General features: G+C 44.2%; 11 protein-coding genes and 4 pseudogenes. 8 read left to right on the plus strand and 7 right to left on the minus strand.

What is annotated here, in order from left to right:
• Positions 1 to 406: 406 nt before the first annotated feature.
• From ACJHW7_RS24105 to ACJHW7_RS24115, 3 pseudogenes are all read left to right on the plus strand, one after another.
• Positions 407 to 598 (plus strand): annotated as a pseudogene (locus tag ACJHW7_RS24105) (IS3 family transposase); the annotation flags it as partial.
• Positions 590 to 2050 (plus strand): annotated as a pseudogene (tnpC, locus tag ACJHW7_RS24110) (IS66 family transposase). The pseudogenes ACJHW7_RS24105 and tnpC, both read left to right, overlap by 9 nt.
• Positions 2051 to 2080: 30 nt before the next feature.
• Positions 2081 to 2434 (plus strand): annotated as a pseudogene (locus tag ACJHW7_RS24115) (IS3 family transposase); the annotation flags it as partial.
• Positions 2435 to 2973: 539 nt separating this feature from the next.
• Here ACJHW7_RS24115 and ACJHW7_RS24120 read toward each other — a convergent pair.
• The 3 genes and pseudogenes from ACJHW7_RS24120 to ACJHW7_RS24130 all read right to left on the minus strand — a co-directional run.
• Entirely contained in the window at positions 2974 to 3666 is a 693-nt protein-coding gene (locus ACJHW7_RS24120; RefSeq protein ID WP_020219205.1) for a hypothetical protein, read from the minus strand.
• A 748-nt stretch (positions 3667 to 4414) separates the two neighbouring features.
• Positions 4415 to 8236, minus strand: coding sequence for an autotransporter outer membrane beta-barrel domain-containing protein (locus ACJHW7_RS24125; RefSeq protein ID WP_410233582.1), 3822 nt, complete (start codon positions 8234 to 8236; stop codon positions 4415 to 4417).
• A 627-nt stretch (positions 8237 to 8863) separates the two neighbouring features.
• Positions 8864 to 9208: pseudogene (locus ACJHW7_RS24130) on the minus strand (autotransporter outer membrane beta-barrel domain-containing protein); the annotation flags it as partial.
• 478 nt (positions 9209 to 9686) lie between these two features.
• Here ACJHW7_RS24130 and ACJHW7_RS24135 point away from each other — a divergent pair.
• Positions 9687 to 9857: a hypothetical protein gene (locus ACJHW7_RS24135; protein WP_063355130.1), complete on the plus strand. Its 171-nt coding sequence runs from the start codon at positions 9687 to 9689 to the stop codon at positions 9855 to 9857.
• A gap of 120 nt (positions 9858 to 9977) precedes the next feature.
• Positions 9978 to 10718, plus strand: a complete 741-nt coding sequence (locus ACJHW7_RS24140; protein WP_001603634.1) for a tyrosine-type recombinase/integrase — start codon at positions 9978 to 9980, stop codon at positions 10716 to 10718.
• A 285-nt stretch (positions 10719 to 11003) separates the two neighbouring features.
• On the opposite strand, the gene ACJHW7_RS24145 is transcribed toward ACJHW7_RS24140, so the two are convergent.
• Together ACJHW7_RS24145 and ACJHW7_RS24150 are read right to left on the minus strand one after the other, a co-directional pair.
• Positions 11004 to 11981: a RepB family plasmid replication initiator protein gene (locus ACJHW7_RS24145; protein ID WP_000361610.1), complete on the minus strand. Its 978-nt coding sequence runs from the start codon at positions 11979 to 11981 to the stop codon at positions 11004 to 11006.
• Between the two features lie 839 nt (positions 11982 to 12820).
• Positions 12821 to 13462 carry a hypothetical protein gene (locus ACJHW7_RS24150; protein ID WP_000990665.1) on the minus strand — a complete coding sequence of 214 codons (642 nt, stop codon included), beginning with the start codon at positions 13460 to 13462 and terminating at the stop codon, positions 12821 to 12823.
• A gap of 2114 nt (positions 13463 to 15576) precedes the next feature.
• Here ACJHW7_RS24150 and ACJHW7_RS24155 point away from each other — a divergent pair.
• Both ACJHW7_RS24155 and ACJHW7_RS24160 read left to right on the plus strand, forming a co-directional pair.
• Entirely contained in the window at positions 15577 to 15867 is a 291-nt protein-coding gene (locus ACJHW7_RS24155; RefSeq protein ID WP_000538310.1) for a hypothetical protein, read from the plus strand.
• Positions 15857 to 16756: a TIR domain-containing protein gene (locus tag ACJHW7_RS24160; protein WP_000963206.1), complete on the plus strand. Its 900-nt coding sequence runs from the start codon at positions 15857 to 15859 to the stop codon at positions 16754 to 16756. The genes ACJHW7_RS24155 and ACJHW7_RS24160 overlap by 11 nt, the downstream gene beginning before the upstream one ends.
• Positions 16757 to 16805: 49 nt before the next feature.
• On the opposite strand, the gene ACJHW7_RS24165 is transcribed toward ACJHW7_RS24160, so the two are convergent.
• Together ACJHW7_RS24165 and pifC are read right to left on the minus strand one after the other, a co-directional pair.
• Complete coding sequence (locus tag ACJHW7_RS24165; protein ID WP_000698737.1) at positions 16806 to 19031, minus strand: P-loop NTPase fold protein; 2226 nt, start codon at positions 19029 to 19031, stop codon at positions 16806 to 16808.
• Position 19032: 1 nt separating this feature from the next.
• Positions 19033 to 20121, minus strand: coding sequence for a transcriptional repressor PifC (pifC, locus tag ACJHW7_RS24170; RefSeq protein ID WP_000952217.1), 1089 nt, complete (start codon positions 20119 to 20121; stop codon positions 19033 to 19035).
• 124 nt (positions 20122 to 20245) lie between these two features.
• On the opposite strand from pifC, the gene repE reads away from it, so the two are divergent.
• Entirely contained in the window at positions 20246 to 20857 is a 612-nt protein-coding gene (repE, locus tag ACJHW7_RS24175) for a replication initiation protein RepE (RefSeq protein WP_001764088.1), read from the plus strand.
• The last annotated feature ends 206 nt before the right edge of the window (positions 20858 to 21063 follow it).

Consider the following 21063-nt stretch of genomic DNA (forward strand, 5'->3'; position numbering starts at 1 on the left):
TCTGCGTTTCTCCGGTCCTAAGACATCAATCATCTGCTCTCCAATGACTAGTCTAAAAACTAGTATTAAGACTATCACTTATTTAAGTGATATTGGTTGTCTGGAGATTCATGGGGCCAGTCTAGTTTTTGTCTTACTTCCCACATCGAGCATGACCTTAAAACATCTAATATCCAAATAATTGAACATTAAGTAAGCGGATACATAATACATGCATAAGATCGAAATTCTGGTCATTAAATGAACATCATTTAACATAAAATAAATTGTACGCCTAATTGTTGTATAGATTAAATTGTAGTGCTGTTTTAGCACTAACAGTTCATCACAGCTATCGCTGATTTCAATGGATTAGACTCATGAAGGCATACGGAACGGAGTTTTTCTCAATGCATGCTCAAAACTTGTCGGACTAAGCACACGGCTGAAGGCAAAGCGGCCAGTGCGGATTCTTTGTTATTTATTCGGTGTTCACCGTACCGTTTATTGCGCGCAGGTGAAACGTCCTGTTTATGTACAAAGAATTGAATTACGAAGCCGGGCAATCAGCCAGACGTTGCGCCAGAGTGGTGTTGATGCAGGCCAGTGGCTGGCACGGTTGAAGAAGCAACAGGACACCATCTGCCAGATGGATGAATACAACCGCCTGCTCTCATCGCAGGTGGCGACTTATACTTCCGAAATCAACCGGCTGAAGGCGCTGGTTGCAAAACTGCAGCGCATGCAGTTCGGTAAAAGCTCAGAAAAACTTCGCGCAAAAATCGAACGGTAAATACAGGAAGCACAGGAGCGAATCAGCGCACTTCAGGAGGAAATGGCAGAAACACTGGTGAGCAATATGACCCGGCACTGCCATCTTCCCTGCGCCAGTCTTCAGCCCGTAAATCGTTACCAGCCTCACTTCCCTATGAAGCCAGGGTCATCCGGTCGGAAGAGGAATGCTGCCCGGCCTGTGGTGGTGAGCTCAGCCCTCTGGGGGGTAATGTGTCAGAGCTGCTAGAGTTTATCAGCTGCACCTTTAAGGTTATCGAAACACAACGCCCGAAACAGGCCTGTTGCCGGTGCAACTATATCGTGCAGACACCTGAGCCTTCAGCAGTTATGCCGGACCGGGGCTTTAGGCCCATGTAGTCACCGGGAAATATGCAGACCATCTGCCGTTATACCGCGAGTCAGAAATATACCGTCGCCAGGGCGTGTAGCTGAGGCGTGCCACGCTGGATCTGTTCCGTTGCGAACTACTGGAGCTGCTGTATAACATACTGCGCCAGTATGTGCTGATGGCCGGTAAAACTCGAACCGTCCGGCAGTGGTGCTACGTCCGTGATGACCGTGATGCCGGCTCGGAGATGCCCCCGGCGGTTTGGTTCGCGTACAGTCCGGCTGGAAAGGTATCCATTCACAAAATCACCTGGCCGGTTACAGCGGTGTGTTTCAAGCCGATGCTTACGGTGGCTACCGGGCGTTATACGAATCAGGCAGAATAACGGAAGCCGCGTGTATGGCACATGTTCGGGGAAAAATCCACGATGTGCATGCAAGAGCGCCAACCGACGTCACCACGGAAGCCCTGCAGCGTATCAGTGAACTGTATGCCATCGAGGTTGCGGTCCGGGGCTGTTCAGCAGAACAGCGTCTGGCGGCAAGAAAAGCCAGAGCTGCGCCACTGATGCAGTCACTGTACGACTGGATACAGACTCAGATGAAAACACTGGCGCGTCACTCGGATACGGCAAAAGCGTTTGCATACCTGCTGCAGTAGCGGGATGCTCGGAACGTGTACTGCAGTAATGGTTGGGTGGAAATCGACAACAACATCGCAGAGATCGACTTACGGGGAGTGGCCATAGGCCGGAAGAACTCGCTCTTCACGGGTTCCGACAGTGGTGGCGAACATGCGGCGGTGCTGTACTCGCTGATCGGCACATGCCGTCTGAATAATGTGGAGCTGGAAAAATGGCTGCGTTACGGCATTGAACATATCCAGGACTGGTCGGCAAACCTGGTACGCGATCTGTTACCCTGGAAAGTTGATCTGACCGCTCAGTAAATATCAATACTGTTCTGGTGAGCCGTTTACTTGCATAATGCTCAGGAAACACAACCGCGTGATGGCCACCTGATGTTGCATTCAGATCAAGGTGTTCAGTATAAAAGCAATAAATACAAAATTTTACTCTGCCGTTATGAGGCGATGCAAAGTATGAGTCGCAGAGGGAATTACCTGGATAATTCGCCGATGGGAAGAGTCTTTCGCAGATTTAAAAGTAAATGGCTTGTGAAGGGTGGTTATGGTGATTTTAGTCATGCAGTACGCGATATAAAGCAGTAGATAAATTGTTATTACAACGTTTATAGACATCATACAAACAATGGTGGTTTATCGCCTTGCTTACATGAAGAAAAGTGGAAACAGGTTATTCCAGTGTCCTGATTTTGTGAACCACTACAAACAACCCTGAATATATGTAATAGCAAAGTTGTTATGTACTCTCTTGACTAAGTTAAGATGTCTGTCATGTAGCTTTACCATTGTGATATTATTATGAACACTCATGCAAAGGAGTTTTTCATTTTGGGTGACGTAAATCGACTTAAAAAACTTCAGGATAGTGTCAAGCGATACATGAGAAAATAAGTGACCATATGTCGCTTGACTACCTTCAATCAGTAAAGAGGCTCTCTTTGCGTTACTGAGAGCAAAGGTCTATTGATATGGCTAAAATTCATAGGAGAAAGCCTGGCAATAATAATTCTCCGTAGTTCTTTCCCTATATAATCTCAACACATCCCGCAAGCGCTATATCAACTTTTGGCAGACGCTCATTTGTGATGTCTAACTGTTCAAAGAAACATTTTCTTGCTTATGGTTAAAACTGATCCCGGGAGCACCATAAATGGCAATAACAAATGTTATTCGTTATTAATAATAATAGATAGTCTCCTATGTGTCATTTTATTTTAGAGTAGCTGTTATGTGAAATTTCTTTTTATCTTTATAGTCATATCTATTATCATTTTTAAATTTTGTAAATATAGCAATTTTTGTTTGAAAAACATATTCATCAATGATGTGTAAAGTATAAAAAGCATGATGGCGACAATAATTTTATCACCAGTCTCTCCAACAAAAATACCATCTATGCTACCTCCATTAACGATACAAATAGCCGAATACGATAGGCATAAAATTGATATAATTGCTGTTTTCCCGCCTCCCCATAAGAAACATTTTGATTTTATTTTGGGAATTCTTACCTGTATACAGTTTGACACATATGTCAACTCTTCTAATGAATAAGGTAACAATGCTTCAATATGTTGCTCATCACTATCAATGTCATATATTAATTCATTGACCACCTCCCCTTTAAAATTATATATATACTTTATTGTATTAATTACAGGAACTGATAAATATGTAACTCCCATAATGACATTAATAAAATAAAGAGATAATGCGCTAATAAAACTCAAGTTACTTTTTGTATTAAACGGTCCATATGTCAAAGTAATTATGGCAAGAAGAAAAAAAGAAATAACAGAAATGCAAAAAGATATTTTTTGTACCTTACTCAACCGTTCAGCAATTCTGTTTACTTTCATGTGCGGAGTATAAGAACTCATTTCATTTATTGTTCTCATAATATGATTGACTCTATACATCACTCCTCCAGGTTAAATGGCTTCTTTTTGTCTTTTAATAGTATAATAAGCATGATTTCTTTAAGTTCAACTTGAGAATAAATCAACCGCAATGATTAATTTCATACCGCAAGGCCTAACGCTGATATTACCCCATATAAAAAAGATATTAAAAACAACATAATCATAACTCCACCTGAAAATATAAATATACTTAAGGCAAAAAGTCCAGAGCATGATACTTTGTTATCATAAAACCACATGACTATTACTGTAGACCAAAGTACAACCCCTATCCAAAACATATAATCGATCATATACACTGTCGGAAATTATTTAATTCGAATCAACAATATACAAAACATATATTTACTTTGATTATGGTAGATACATGCACAAAAAAGAAAAATATTAATGTTACATTTGATAAAACATTCTATTTTTACATATTTATTTTTTCAACTCATCAATCATTCCCCTGATTATTTCTTTATCATTTGCGTCCAAACCGTCTGTGCTGAAATCTATTAATTCTAACTCGTCCTCATTGAAGGATAATTCTCGAATTATATGAAGATGATTACAATTTGATGTATCTCTCTTTTTCGTTAGCTTCTTACAAAAAAAGTAACGTCCAGATTGTTGATAAAGATAGTATGTAAATTCGCCATGATATCTTACCATTATTACCTCAAAAAACCAATGACAGAATATAGCAATCATCCTGCAAATAATTTGCTGGACGATTGCTAACCCTCACCAGTAACGATTAAAAATAATAATTGCCACCAAGAATAAAACTCAAGTTGCGATCATTATTTATTGAGTATGAGGATGATAATAAAAGACGTGCATCCTTCAAAAATTCAAATTCAACACCACTCTTAAGAACGAAGTTATCCGATGTATTATATTCAACCATATCTGAATCAAAGTTAGTACGACTATAATTTCCAGTTTTAAATGAATACCCCCCACCAAACCATGCATCGACTACAGATTGTTTTATATAATCTTTAAACATTGCTTCATCATTGGAAGTCGATTCATGAGTTTTTCGATAAGAGAAAAATACTCCTGGTTCAATAATAGTTAGCGAATTCGGATAAGTTATTTTCCCTCCCTGAAGATCTTCAACTACACCTCCAGACAACTCAGTATGCGAAAGGTATAACTTAGGTTCAACGTAGAAATCGCTTGGTTGTATGCCACCTATATTTTTTAGATAACCAACCTCACCTGTCAGGCGAAAACCATTTACACCATAATCAGCCTTGAAATTATTTGTTGAACTGACGCTGTTATCATAATCCATGTATTGTATAGACGAATAAGTCCACAGCCCCTGACGTTCTGACTCATTTAGTCCATCACTGATATTTTGTTGAAATACATGATAAAGCCCAAGAGTATAACCGTCTACATTTCCGGTAGCTCTTTTATTATTTGTTGACGTTGTTTTGTTAGCGGCACTCCCCATCCCGCCCATTATCCCGATATGTGAATAGTTATATCCATCAGTCCAATTGTATATATCCCCTCCAATCATCATAGTATTTAAACTATAACTGGTCTTGAGATTATCATACACCTCACTATTACTACCTGAGTTGTTGTTAAATTGAATCCACATCCCATTGTTATATAAGTTTTCAAACAATGTAGGATAACGATGTTGCCCGGGTATGTCATACCGTTGTAGAGCAAACATATCTAACATACTTTTACTATTGTTTATAAACGCACCTGGCTCAGGACGCATATCCACACTCAGATACCAATTCTTCCTTTTCTTGTTCAGCGCATACTCCCAGGCCCCCACATCAATGTAGTCACCTGTCACCTTATATTCCTTACCATTCTTAATCAGTGAGTTAAGGTAAAAACTACCTGATGAGTCCCCGTTAACCTCAACAAGAAGAATATCGCCACCTTTCTTTATTTTATTTTTACTGTTTGTCGTGACAACTATACCTGAACTCCCGGATGTATCACCTTTAACATGCATCACATCCGCCTCTTTCTGCCCGAAAATTCCGAACTGTACACCGGAACCATCATGTGCAACATAATCTTTATCCAGATACACATCTGATGAAGCACTTCCGTCAGAAAGATAAATCATCCCTTTATTATCTATCCCTGTCATATGCTGCGAGTATCCGTTAAAGTCAACCTGTGCTTCTTTGCTGACATTCAGTATACCATCAACGGCATCATTCCCCCTTGCATCCAGTCGGGTTCCGTCATAAACATTTATCTGCCCTTTCCAGTCATTTGTTCCTGACAGAGAAACTGTCCCTCTTTTTACATTTATGACAGTGTCTGCACATGAACCGGAATCCATACAAATGAAATTAGTTGAGAGTGTATAGCCATTAACACCATCAAAATTTACTTCCGCATAACCATCTCCTGCTCCCATAGATACAGGATTGAACTGTCCGGAATTCATATTACTAACATTCACGATTGCTTTACTGCCCAGTCCTGTAGCAAGTGAAATGTTGTTGGCATTAGTTACTGCATTATCCTGAAGATTCAGTACTGCAAAACTATTATTACCTTTTGCCAAAGTTAATGAACCATCACCATAAACTGATGCATCATTAATGGTAACTAACGACTGGCTGTAATCACCTTCACCAATGGTTGATTCCTGAGACGAGCCGAAATCAAATATGGAATTTCCAGTTATACTTATAGAATTTTGTGAATATGCACCATTACCAATATTTATACGTTCTCCTTTAAACACAGAGTTATCAGAGATAGAAAGATTAGTTATGGCATTATCACCTTCACCGATGATGATTCCATCAGATGCAACAAATTTACTGTTATCCAGTGATAAATCTGTTTTGACTCCGGAACCAGCACCTAGTATACCATTCCCAAGATTAATATCTGAGTTTTTGTAAATCAACGTAGCTTCTGAACCATCACCTTTTGCTACTATATAATCTCCCACTACAGATATCCCTGCATCATTAGCATCCATAGAAACGACAGCATTGTTAGCCGTCCCAAGCAACAGGCTACCACTATAAAGCTGAGAATGCTCAACAGACATTTCTGCTTCGGTACTATCCCCCTGTCCGAGAACCAGACTACTACCTATATTCAGTACACTATCTTTTACTGAAAACTTTGCTTTAGCCTGATCTCCAACGCCAATACTAGCATTCCCTTTTATTGACATGTTACTACCCGCCCCGACAGAAACAGTAGCTATAGTGGAGCTGCCTTTACCTATATCAATATTCCCAGCGGCATGGAAAGTTGAGTTGTCCAGTTTTAGTAATGTATGAGATTTTTCGCCCACCCCGATATATCCATTGCCGATATTAATTTTTGAATCAGAGTAGTCCAACGTTGCAGATGCATTATTACCTTTTGCAACAGTGAAGGTATTTTTACTGCTGACAGAAGCTCCTGCACCTGTCATTTTGACATCAGCATTATCTCCCTCACCAACTGATAGCGAACCAGTATTTAACTGCGAAGAAGATATATTTATATTAGCCTGTGTACCTTTACCTTTAGCCAAAGTCATATCACTGCTGCTTGTTACAACAGAACCGTTCTGAATATTAAATTTAGTTATGGAGCCATCTCCACTTCCGATGGTAGAGACTCCATTCACTGACAGTTTTGAGGCATCTAATTCTATATTAGCATTGGAATTATTTCCAGTAGCTACAGTAAAATTCCCATCTGAAGATATAGTGCTTCCACTAGACGCGCTTACAGTAATATTTGATTCGCTCCCAATACCCACAGCAATATTCTTATCAACATGCAGGTTGGAACTATTATCCATATTTAAATTTAACTTGCCTGCAGCAGAAATTCCTCCTTTCATGTCCCCATGAACTAAGAAATTACTTCCATTTTTTATATTTATCTCCGAAGGTTTTTCATTAGGAATGCCATCTACCCCCGTAGATACAACCACATCATTTTTTACATCTAGTTTTGATTTGTTATTTATGTCAATAATGCCATTGCCTGTTTTACCCAAGACTAAATCCCCGGAGGAAACCGTCCCATCTGTTATATTATTTCCTTGAGAAATAATTTGTTGGTTCCACTTCACCTGACTATCTTTAAATGGGGTGTCAGCTTGAGATGACACGACAAAAACATTGCTTCCATTGTTAATACTCAATGAACCATTACTGTCATCACTGACATTACTGGTTTTGTCGTTATCATTCCCAGAGACCCATAACTGCTGTGTATACAGAGTGCTACCACCATCTATATTTAATTCCCCTTTTGAGGAATCACCTACAATAGTAACGCTTGCACCAACACTTGCTGATTTATCAATATTTGCAGATGCATTTAACCCACCTGCAGGGCAGGTGCTAGATTGACCATTACAAGTAGCCACCGAAAAATAATCTTTAATATTGACGGTGCCATTAATATTAACATTCGCATCTTGCTTAATCCCTATATTTAATGATCCTGAGATATCCTTATTGCTAATGCTACTGCTGCCGTCAATATTTTCAGCGTATGCTAAGCGAGATCCCAAAAAGAAACACATGATATATCTATTGATCTTTTTAAGTTCTTTCATAATAGATAAAATAAAAAGCTAGAATAAAATTAAATTCGAGAAAATAGATAATTATTTCTTTTACAGAATACCCTCAACATTACGAAAATCAGAATATTCTTTTCAACTTAAGCACAAAACATCAAGTACTTGTATAATGCTTTGTATTTTATGATAAAAAAAATGTTAACTTCCGTGCAAATTCCTAAAGAAGTGCTCTCTTTTTCTATGGCTAGGCTTATCTGGATTTGTTCGTAAACTTGATGATTTTTCTTTATATTAAAATTATCAACATAAACAATGTTAACAATAAGAACCAGGACAAGTTGCGTAGTGGCGTTTCTTACTACAGATTCAACTTAAAGAAGAGTATGTTCTTTAAGGAACAGATAGTTACCATATACAATAAATTGATATTCTGAGAGCAATTGCTTCAGGTCAAACACTTTAATTTCTTTATGTGTATTGAAGATGACACAAATAGCTAAAAAATTATATTTTATAATTCTTCTATTTGCATTTACTTTTTGTTGCTATTCTTAATACTGTCACATCAGTAAGCAGCATGGAATTATCAGCTATTTAATTTATGATTAAAATCGATTCAAAACAAATCAAATATATTTTTAATTTACAGAGAAGTCACGCTCAGAATATATATTCTGCACCTGGCATAGCTAATGTATTATTATAACCTTTATTACCAACCTGGACTCCTACATTTCCCCACAAATACAGTCCATTAATTAACGGTCCTTAAATATCAGTTTTCACTTCTCCAATATTACGGATACCATCCTGTTACACCGGTATTCCGTTCATACGAACACCAAAATCATGGGTATTATGCAACCAACTCACCTCAACAAATGGGCTGAAATTATGGAATTTACCACTGTCCAATTTGATGTGCCCTTTGAGCCAGTTTTTCACGCCCAGACGGGTATGGACATTACCGTCTCCGATGCTTTCAATAAGAGTACCGTTACTTTCATAGAGTTAATCAGCTTTGAATAAAATATAATCCCGACATTAAATAACATCAGTGCTTTGATATTGGGGCCTGCTAACCCTCTCTTGATATCAGTTGAGTGCAGGAAACGCCAGTTCAGAGGAGGCAGGACTTAGGAAAAATAAGAGAGTGGCAATCATGAGTCAGGTTCATGTACATGCAGTTATGAAAAGAGGATATCAGGCAATGAATAAGGCACTAATATAATAAATCTCATATCTAAGATATGATACATTTTAGTTACATATATTTTCTTATTTTATGCGAAAAATATTATATGAAACGTCGTAATTATATACATCTTATCGAAAGTAATTTTCTGCATAATCATTATTATGTTTATATTAATCATGGCAGGATTGCATATAAATCAGTCACTATGCTGAGTCTGCAACCTTCCTGCGTAAAGTCAAACTGTCAGGGGGACGGTGACGCCCCGGGCCGGAATTCACGTGGTACATCTTCTCCCTTTCAGTTCCCTTTCTCTGTGTTCTCCGATCCTATTCATCCTGGCATTACCCCAATTCTCCCAAAAACGGCAAACCAGCCATCAGCCCGCGCCACGACTGGCTTAAGACGGGATCCCTGCGGCAAAATGCGCCTTTACGTATTTGGTTTTACCCGCAATAATGCGTGATAAGCAAACAAAAGGATCCGCGTGCTGCGATTTATTGTCGTGGAAGGATCCGGGCGTTCAGGTCAGAATACCTGTATCCATAAACAGTGCGTGTGCTACGTGAAAAATAACTCATGAACAATGTCATTCCCCTGCAGAATTCACCAGAACGCGTCTCCCTGTTACCCATTGCGCCGGGGGTGGATTTTGCAACAGCGCTCTCCCTGAGAAGAATGGCCACTTCCACGGGGGCCACACCGGCCTACCTGCTGGCCCCGGAAGTGAGTGCCCTTCTTTTCTATATGCCGGATCAGCGTCACCATATGCTGTTCGCCACCCTCTGGAATACCGGAATGCGTATTGGCGAAGCCCGGATGCTGACGCCGGAATCATTTGACCTGGATGGAGTAAGACCGTTTGTGCGGATCCTGTCCGAAAAAGTGCGTGCGCGACGCGGACGCCCGCCAAAAGATGAAGTGCGCCTGGTTCCGCTGACAGATATAAGCTATGTCAGGCAGATGGAAAGCTGGATGATCACCACCCGGCCCCGTCGTCGTGAACCATTATGGGCCGTGACCGACGAAACCATGCGCAACTGGCTGAAGCAGGCTGTCAGACGGGCCGAAGCTGACGGGGTACACTTTTCGATTCCGGTCACACCACATACCTTCCGGCACAGCTATATCATGCACATGCTCTATCACCGCCAGCCCCGGAAAGTCATCCAGGCACTGGTCGGTCACAGGGATCCACGTTCGATGGAGGTTTATACCAGAGTGTTTGCGCTGGATATGGCTGCCACGCTGGCAGTGCCTTTCACCGGTGACGGGCGGGATGCTGCGGAGATCCTGCGTACACTGCCTCCCCTGAGGTGACGGCATACGCGCTTCCTTATATAAGCTGTGGTCAGCAGAACAGACATAACATAAGCTGGAGCATGTATATAAGCTGTAGTGAGTAAGTCATGTTTTATGAAGGGAGCAATGCTTCAGCATCAGGTTACGGGATCACTTACGTAAGGGACAGGCAGATGGCAGTTCAGCTACAGACAGCACTGCAGGGAACAAGAATATAAACTGCAGTGAGCTGACCACTCACTGCACCAGTTAATATAAGCTGTAGTCAGTAAAGGAGCGCTCTTCACTGACTACAGTTTATATTCAGCGGGATTTGAAGAGTTTTTCCAGGTCATCCAGCGTGATGCCCAGTTTCTCAAGCAGGGCAAGCTTCTCCGCCATCTCCGGACTGACTTTTTCCGCAGGTGAAGGTGGCAACGGATTTTCCTTACTCTCATCATTCGGCGCTTTTAACCGGGGACGCCGGTAGTGAATACAGAAGAATTTTGTCCGCCCCCGCTGGATCTCCGTGTAATCAAGATATCCAATCTCGCGCAACTGCTCCATTGCCCGTCTGACCGTCTGGTTCTGGGAAAATACAGGAGACTTCAGATTGAGGCGTGCACGCAGCCGCGCCAGCGATATCGGTGCCGGATCCCGGGGCAGGCTCTCTATAAAGGTGTAGAGTGCCTGGGCGGACTCCCGTCGCTTCAGGGCATTAATCGCCTTAAGCTGGAGAAGGACTTTTCTGTCAAACTGGTACAGTTCAAACAGGCGGGGATCAGCCTGTAACTGAACAATATCCCGCTCAGTATCGTAGTAGGCTGACTGTACCAGATGGGTGATGTATTCCCGGGTGTGCTTCTCATCGGTACGGGAAAACGAGATCACGGTACCGGCAATGCGCTTCAGGGAAGGGCTGATGCGCTCACGCAGCCTGCGGGATGACTGGCTTGAAGGTATACCACACAGTTTTGCAAACTCAACAAAAGGCAGTTCAACTTTGTCACCAATCACGTTATGGCGGGCAAAGGAATGAATGATCCCCACCCAGGTCTTGAAATCGTTATCCATATCCAGGCGGGGGCCGGTGATCTCAACCTTATCGAATCCCTCAGCACGGGCCAGGGAAAGACGAGTCAGCTCTTCCGTGGCATCAGTACGTGACAGTGTATTTTTTTTACTGTTCTTCAGTGATTTAAGGGTCGGTACAAAAACGCCAAGACGCATCAGCGCCACAGGTTGTACGGTGTTGTTATTGTTTGGTGTCAGTGTCACCAGCTCACCGGACGACTTATCCACCTCGCCGAACAGTTTTTTGATGTCTGAATTTTCGTTTTCCAGAAAGCCTCCTGCCTGTGGACAGTAAAAGAATAAACAGAAAATCGTGTGTCAGAACCCCGTCAACTGACTGAAGAAAAACCTGCAGTCTGTATTTAACAACTGAGTCTGGCGTACTGACCATAGTTTATGTCATTAACTTACTTCAGTATATGCATTACTGAATACAGCTTATCATGAACCTGTTACAGTTTATCCATAACATGCCACAGCTTATGTGAACGTGGTCCCGGCCCATGAGTGACAAGGTTTGTAGCGATATGGGGATCTTTAATGGATCCTTTATTGATCATTCATGGATCTATTTACTGGATCGGGCCTCTGGATATGTGGATAAATCATTCCGGAAAAACAGCATACACTACCGATTATGAAGGCTTCAGGGCGTACCTGCTCACTGTGATTACAGATCCATTGCGCTTCCTCGCCGGTTCGCGGGCTTCGCCCGGTCACCGGTCTGCGGCGAGCACCGTTTTTTCTGAAGTCTGTCTTTACAGGTAATTTTTGACGGAATCTGCCGTACTTCCTGAGCGTACAGTCATATCCGAAATACACTTCATATGTTTGTTTCAACGCCAGAGGCGCATACAGACTGGCTCCATGAATATCCTGATGACAGGCACTGCTGCGCAGACACCGGTCATGGATGTAACGGAAATACCAGCTGAACCACAGGTCTTCCAGTCGGGGACACTGAGTACAGGGCTGGAGCTTGTGGATACGTATCTCTGGATCTTCAAACACTTTATGGAAGGAAAGGTGTTAACCAGATCCCTTGCCTGCCTGGTTTATATCAAGCCCTATAGCGACAGGACGGACAGTGTCACCTTCCAGTCAGTAGCTAAACGATCTAAGGTGTTCCTGGACAAACTGCAGGAGCCAACGTCTGAAATGATAAATAAGCGAGGGAATATCTGGTGCTGGAAGAGTTGAGATGACTGGCACATTGGTATAAATCTTGCCGTCATTCTGATCAGTTTGTAACATTCTGTAATGATCACCATTGGCTGGCGATTTTTCTGTTCAGTAATGTAATTAACCTTATCTGATGCGCTGGCCACTATTCCATCAGCTGTACTGATGGCAGGCTCCCTGTTGAGGTCTGCCGCGAGCTGTCCGCCGGACTCAACGGGCTCTGCCACAATCCGGTTATGATAGCCTGGAAACTGATCAAGGGTCAGGTCGATATAGTCCCTGGCAGGGGCGGCAATGACGTGGCCGTATCTGCCAGGACCATTATCCCACTGCATACCGACAATACAGGAGTACAGGTTGCTGCCGTCTTCCGTCAGATAATCAGTCAGCGTCTGGCTGGCCAGCTCGCTGCAACCGGCCGGGAAATCCTTCAGGTGATCATACCCGGCGGTGAGAGAAGCCTCACAGGAAGTCAGCTCCAGAGCATGTCGGAAGGCCTGCAGGCGGGTCCAGGTGTCCGCATTCACTTTTTCACCTTCCCGTCATGACGGGCCAGGGACTGAAGTTTACGGACGTCCTCCCGGGATCCTTTCAGCTCAGCTTTCGTATCCAGCAGCTGCGCCGCCAGCGGTCTTTTTCCCGGGAGCCGACTTTCCTAGCACATATTCTTTTCGCAGTTATCCCCAGAATCTGTGGATAACTGTTGCTCCTCTTTTGAGAGAGAAGGCTTTACTCACCGCCTGAATGCGGCAGATATGTCTGGACGATATATCTGCATACGCCGGTACTGCTTCGTCAGATTGCACGGCAGGTGAATTGCCGGGCTGGTACCATACCATATTTGCGCCGAACCCGTCCGGGGCGGTGCCGATAACAGATGTTAAATGATTGGTCGTTTTTACATCTGTAAAAGCAACAGGGCCCCATGATTATATCATGGGGCCCTGTTACTCTGATTCTTCGCAATAGATTGCTCTGAATTAGATGCGCCTTCTCCATTAGACTAACAGTTCTATATTATTTTACCATCTTTAAATGTGTAAGAGTTTTCTGTTTTTTATTGGTGTTTATCTGTATTTTTTGTTTTAGGAACGTTTTTGTAAGAATTATCTTTTATATTTGAGGTGATATCTTATTGTGGTTGTTGTAATAGTTTAGAGTCGTAATAAATATGATTGATCGCCACTTTAAATGAAGTTAATCTACTGGAGATGAAGTAACTTCATTAATGCGTCATAAAAATAAAAATTCCTGTTTTGGGAAATATGAATGTGTCTGTCCCCTCCTTCGGGAGGGTGTTTTTTATCTGGAAACTGGTTTCTGGTTCTGATTTTTCTTTTTGTATTATAGCGAGTTACGCATATTTACCAATCGATGTCTGGCAAACAGAGTATGGCGATGGTGTGATTTGTGTTTATTGGTAAAAAAAACACCCCCGTAGTGGGGGTGTTGAAACTTCAACCTATGTACTCATTATCCTTGGATGGATGAGTAGCGTGCGATATTGAATCATATTCAGCAGGAATAATAATATTCGCAAAAAAATGGATGTGCAAGGAAATTTTTTATATGCTTTTGTGTGTGGTGGTTAGGTAATCAAGAAGATAAATGATGAAGTGTGCCAGTTCAGGATCAATGTTTCCATGGGAAAGCCATTTATTAATAATATCAATTAAGTTCGAAAGCTCAGGGAAGATTTGTTCAATGTTTTCCTCTGTCTCCCGCACAGTCATATAGCGACGTCTCCTTGGGGATTGAAAACAAAAACAATAATACAACAAGTATGAAACAGAAGGTAGGTGGCAGGGGCGGAACAGGAAAACGCATGAGGGCGCTTCCTGGGGGAGATGCCTGGTATCTTTAGGGTTCAGTTTTGAGATCGGGAATTTTTGTACATTAAGTGCATTATTTAATCAATTGAAACGCGTAATGGATTGATTTTATCAGCAACTATCGCGTTTAAGTTGTCGATCATATTTGAGTTGTCTCATTAAGGTCGAATCCCCTGAAAGCGGCGTATAACGTAGGAGTTCCCCTCTATAGCAATAGGTAAGGCTGTTCAAAAAAGGCTTACCGTACAATAATTCGCTATATCCAGACGGCCCCCCTTGTCATACAAGCTCGTAAGCGGCCCTGACGGCCTGTCAATGCGGTACTGCCCTGTCGGGACTGCTCTACCCACATAAGTTTCTACATAGCTTGAAGCTGGATGGGGAGGTATTACGGCTTTAGCCGTAATACTTTCTTCGTCCTCGCAGCGCTGACAGTTTTCAGGGATCAAATTTAGGTCCGCCATACACTCCGTAAAGACTCTGTCAGTTCACAGGTATTACCTAGTGAAGACGTATCATAAAATGAAAACTGTAGTTGGGTAGTTGCTCCCCCTCACGGCATGCAGGGGCTGAGGGGGAAAATTTCCTTATCTTGTTGTTGCTATTTCTGGCTTAGTCAGTTTTGAATTTTGCTTCCTAAGCAATAATCCCCTCACCGCAACAATCGTTCTTCTACACTAATAAGATCCGAAAAAAGGTAAAACCGGAACTTAATGAAATTACGGAGAATTTGACTGATATCCACTACCCCATTCTTCCGGCGTGCTATCTATACAGGCTGGTACATCTCATTTAGTCCGGAGGTTGTTATGGGCGTCAAAATCACAGGTTTAGACAAAATGCAGAAACAGCTAAAAGAGGTTGAGAGAGCAACGGAGGCCTTAAACGGAAGTTATGATGTTCGTTTTGATGCTAACGATCCTAGCAGCATTGAGAACGCAATTCAGGAAGCCTACTCCATGGTGGACGAACGCGCTTCTGGTTATGCCACTAATCCTATGGTCAGTCCATTAATCGAACACATGAAAGAAAATCTGCGCCAACAGATTCTGGACAGTGCAGAACAACAAAGACAGGAGAGCGGACAGGATGGCGATTGATATCTTTCAGTCACTTAAAAATTGCGTATTCGACCTTCAGCGCGCTGACGTTCAGAACTATCAGCAACCTCTTAAGCAATTGGCCCGGCTCTTGAACTCAGAGAATCTGCAGTCAGTTAATGCACATCTGACCCGCAATGTTGAACTTGATACCTTTCTGGCCAGGAGTGAAGATACTGAATCCAGCATGGCTGGTTCCGCTGTTCTACAGTGGCCTGATGAGCCCGCTGATATTTTGGGCCTGAAGTTGCTGCTGATCGAGAAAATGGCAGACGATAACAATTTTTCCTTTAATTTCTGTCATACATTTTTCTATGATCGAAACATTATTGAATCCATTCGAAAATTCACGTCGTCATTAGTTGCCCCGTTCGTGCGCGATTACCAGTTGTATGTGGAAAACCAACACGATCCTGAGCCTGCAGTGTTTCGGCCGGTTTCCCGAAAAATTTTTATTGTTCATGGCCATGATAATGATGCCCTTCAGTCTGTTGCCCGTTTTATATCCCGGATAGGTCTTGAGGAAATCATTCTTTCAGAACGTCCTGACGGCTCCAGGACGATTATCGAGAAATTTGAAGCAGAGTCAGGGGATGTCAGTTTTGCCATCGTGCTGATGACGCCCGACGATAGCGGCAGTGCTCTGGCATCTGAAAGCACACGTCTCCGCGCACGCCAGAATGTCCTGTATGAGCTCGGATATTTCGCCGGGAAGCTTGGACGCGGGAAAGTACTTGTACTCAGGAAGGGAGATATCGAAATCCCTTCAGATCTTGCCGGGGTTCTCTATACCGAGCTTGATGAGCATGGTGGATGGAAACGCAAACTGCTGAGTGAGCTTGCGTATGCCGGTGTTCCTTTTGACAAGGATAAAGCATTAAGCGCCTGATCTCCTTCATTTAGTAAGAAAAAGGCCGCTAAGCGGCCTTAATTTTTGGTCAGTCGTCATTTTCCAGCGCTGTTTTGAGCGCTTCCTGCTCCGGAGTCAGCTCGTTGCCGGACAGCATAACCTTCAACTTCTCTTCGACTGCTGGCCAGTCATCAAAGAACGGACTGACCTGGTCACGCGCAATCCGGCGATATGCCCCTCGGTGGGAGCTGAAGACACTGGTCTGTAATCGTATCAACAGGTTAACAAGGCCTTCATCAGTGGTAGTAACTTCTCTGACCCATTGCTTCACGGTTTCACCTGAACTCATGTCTCTCCAGGCGTAGAGATACCCGAGAAGAGACTTGCGCAGGAGAAGCTGTTGCTGAAGTTCTGGTTGATTCATACGTTCCGCAAACCTGTCACGCAACCGTTCCGTAATATCGCGACTGAAAAGAGCATCTGAAGGCGAAGGTACTGCATTCTGAGCAAGTCCATGTTCCCAGATAAGATCCCGCATAAAATCGGCTATCCAGAACGGCGAAGCACCCGTAACGATCAGTTTTTCCATAAGCGTGATCGTTCTGGTCTCATCAATATCCTGCATATGCTTCAGCAGATGCCGTACAACCTCATTAATGGCCATTTCACGCAGGGAAAACCATGGGTTACGGATACTGAAGCGAGTGCTCACCTCATCGGTGTGATCGAAGAAAAAATGAACCAGTCCTGCGCACTCTTCGAAATTACGTTCTCTTATCAGGCCTGGAGTCAGTCTGCTCAGTATATGTTCAAACCAGGTTCCGGACAGACTGCCCACACTGTTGATTTTTGAGAGCAGCAATTCAGAAAGCTGCTGCTGTTTTTCCGATACGCCAGCCTGTTCAAAAAGCTGTCTGAAGAATTCAGGTGGCAGAACATTCTGTGGTGAGGAGAAGGCAAAATAATATCGCCAGTGCGTCAGGCTGCTGAGTCGTTTACCGGTCGTCTGGATATGACGAAAATCCTCACTGACGGGCTCAAAAAGATTCAGATATTCATCATTATGTCCACTGATACCTGGGATCCAGTCTGCAAGTGTCAGAAACGAGTCTGCATTTGATGCCCTGAACGTCTTCATACATCTGATAAGCCCCTCCCGGAAGTCTGCTTTCTCTCCGTCAGAAAGCATACCCTGACCGGTTTCAATCACGGACCGTTCTGTCAGGTAATGCTCTGTCCAGTCATACAGAGCCGGGTTTGTCACCCGTATAAGCTGAAGCAGGCACAAATCAGGGAAATAAACAAAATCCCGCATCCCCGGATAAAGAAAAATCAGGGAATTAATGGCCTGATGGATTTCCCGTGGCGTCGAAAGTGCGGCACCATAGGTATCAGTCACCGCGATGAGATCCCTTACCATTCCAGAGTCTGGCGGTTGATTATTAATTTGCTGATATAGAGCCTCAGCCCGCTGGCGAAATTCATTACGTAAATCAAAGGCTTCAGGTCGGGGTAATTTAAAACTAAGCTGAATGATTTTCTGGAGATAACGGCTGCCATCTTCGATATTCAGCGCATGTTCAACGGCATGAGTGATAATCTGCCTGTCATAACAGAGAATATGGGTAAAGCGGGGCAGATCGGCTACTGCACGCACAAGCCTGAACACTTCCGCCACCTGGGATGGCTCCAGTCGGTCCAGATCATCCATGACAACAATGAACTTCAGATCCAGACTCACCAGTTGTCCTGCAATTTCAGCCCGAAGCTTTGTCGTGGTTTTCTGATCAACAGCCAGACGGCTGTCTGAAAATACCTTTATTCCGCCTGCTATCCAGTTAATAATGCTGGAAAACTGTCCGATATATTGAACCAGTGGAAGGACGCGCGATGAAGTATCCTGAGCATACTCAATCACTTTTTGAGCTTCCGGTGACAACAGATATTTACGCCAGAGCTTTTTGAAGCCCTTCGGGGGATAGCGTATTTCCATTTCCTGCTGGATAACCGTGGCAACCGGAAGAAAGAGCGCTTCAACCGGACTGCCGCCACTCAGCCAGGGAGAAATATGCAGCACATGTGTGTGAGCATCTTTTTTCAGGGCAAGGTTTCTCAGGATCAGATTAAGGAGGCTTGTTTTACCCGATCCCCATGCACCTTCTATTCCGACAACATTTGAAGCCTCCAGAGGAAGAGTAAGGATGGAACGGGATATATTTTCTGCGATATTACCGAAACCGTATCGATCCTCAGGTACATCTTCAACTGCCGCATCAAGCCCTTTCTGGTTCCACAGCTGCCTCAGTATCTTCATATTACAGATCTCCGTACAGGCAGCGCAGCCCGGTCAGGGCCTCCGCCAGCGGGCCTTCTTGACACCGCGTGGCGAGCTCCCGGACCAGCGTCTCAAAGGCCTCCGCCGGCATAAAAATCCGCAGGCCGTCTATCCCGAAGAAGCCCTCCGGCGTGACGTTTCCGGGCGGGGAGAACATCACTCGCTCCCCCTGGTGACCGTGCGTCAGGGCTTCCGGATGCCGGGCATACAGCGTGAACAGGCCCAGCAGTTCGGATAACGCTTCCCAGCCGTACGGCACCACGAAGTCCTGGCCGGTGATCAGCAGGTGCAGACGGGGTGTGGTGTACCAGGCCCCCGGGCGTTCTCCGGGGTGCTGGCCGTCAACGCGGATCTCCAGGCGCAGCGTGCCGGCCTCAATGGTTTCCGTGACGGCAGAAATAACCGGGCGCAGCTCCTGTGCCAGCGTTCTTGCCTGTTCTGTGTTCCAGTCCAGGCCGCGCAGCATCAACGGGAAAACAGCTTTCAGCCGCGGCAGGGTGAAGATTTCTGCCAGCACCGCGTCCGGCACCTCCGCCAGGCCAAAACAGTCGCTCTCGAGCGGACGCAGGAGGTGTTCGGCATACATCTGATCCACCACGGGGCGCAGCGCTGCCCGGAAGGCTTCAAACTCTTCTGTCCAGTTTTTCCCGGCCAGGCGGAAAATCCCCTTCAGGTAGTGACCGTCCACAGGGCGATCGTGCTCCACCTGCCAGGCCAGCAGGTTGCCAGTGATGTCCAGCAGCGTGTCCAGGGCCGGGAGTGTGGCCAGCCTATTATGCCCGCGCAGGAAGGCCTCCCTGACGTGAACCAGGACAAAGCGCAGTTCGTCGCGGGAGAGCGCTGACGTGCCGAAGGTCTGGCCCAGAATGATATGCCGGTACAGCTGCCGGACCGTGGCCTCCGGATCGGCAATGAGCTGAAAATACCCGTCACCGGGCGCGACCGTTTTCAGGCCGTCATCGAGGAAGCGTTCGGCTAGGGCGTTGACCGAAGTATTTTCCCGACCGGCACGCGTTTTCAGCGCCTCGATAAGTTTTTTGTGAAAACGCAGGTTAAGCTGGCTTAGCATCATCGATCCTTTAATGTTTGTTTTGTTCTTAATGCTAACCTAGCATTTTATTATTAGCTATTAATCAGTTTTTTAGTTTTTGAAAATTGTGATGCTTCTAAAATTACTAAAATTGAGGATTTTAATGCTACAACAATGCCTGCCTCTTCTTATTTCTCCGGAGATCCGAAAACCCCAATATGCTGAAATATTCGGATTGACCTCTGCGGAAGCCAGTAAGGATATACGGCAGGCATTGAAGAGTTTCGCGGGGAAGGAAGTGGTTTTTTATCGCCCTGAAGAGGATGCCGGCGATGAAAAAGGCTATGAATCTTTTCCTTGGTTTATCAAACGTGCGCACAGTCCATCCAGAGGGCTTTACAGTGTACATATCAACCCATATCTCATTCCCTTCTTTATCGGGTTACAGAACCGGTTTACGCAGTTTCGGCTTAGTGAAACAAAAGAAATCACCAATCCGTATGCCATGCGTTTATACGAATCCCTGTGTCAGTATCGTAAGCCGGATGGCTCAGGCATCGTCTCTCTGAAAATCGACTGGATCATAGAGCGTTACCAGCTGCCTCAAAGTTACCAGCGTATGCCTGACTTCCGCCGCCGCTTCCTGCAGGTCTGTGTTAATGAGATCAACAGCAGAACTCCAATGCGCCTCTCATACATTGAGAAAAAGAAAGGCCGCCAGACGACTCATATCGTATTTTCCTTCCGCGATATCACTTCCATGACGACAGGATAGTCTGAGGGTTATCTGTCACAGATTTGAGGGTGGTTCGTCACATTTGTTCTGACCTACTGAGGGTAATTTGTCACAGTTTTGCTGTTTCCTTCAGCCTGAACCGCCCCGGGTTTCCTGGAGAGTGTTTTATCTGTGAACTCAGGCTGCCAGATCATCGTTTCCGATGGAAGCATAATAAGCTTTTTCTGCTTCTGCCGGTGGGATAT

Source organism: Escherichia sp. WS1152 (genome assembly GCF_046487665.1).
In the GTDB taxonomy this organism is placed as follows: Bacteria; Pseudomonadota; Gammaproteobacteria; order Enterobacterales; family Enterobacteriaceae; genus Escherichia; species Escherichia coli.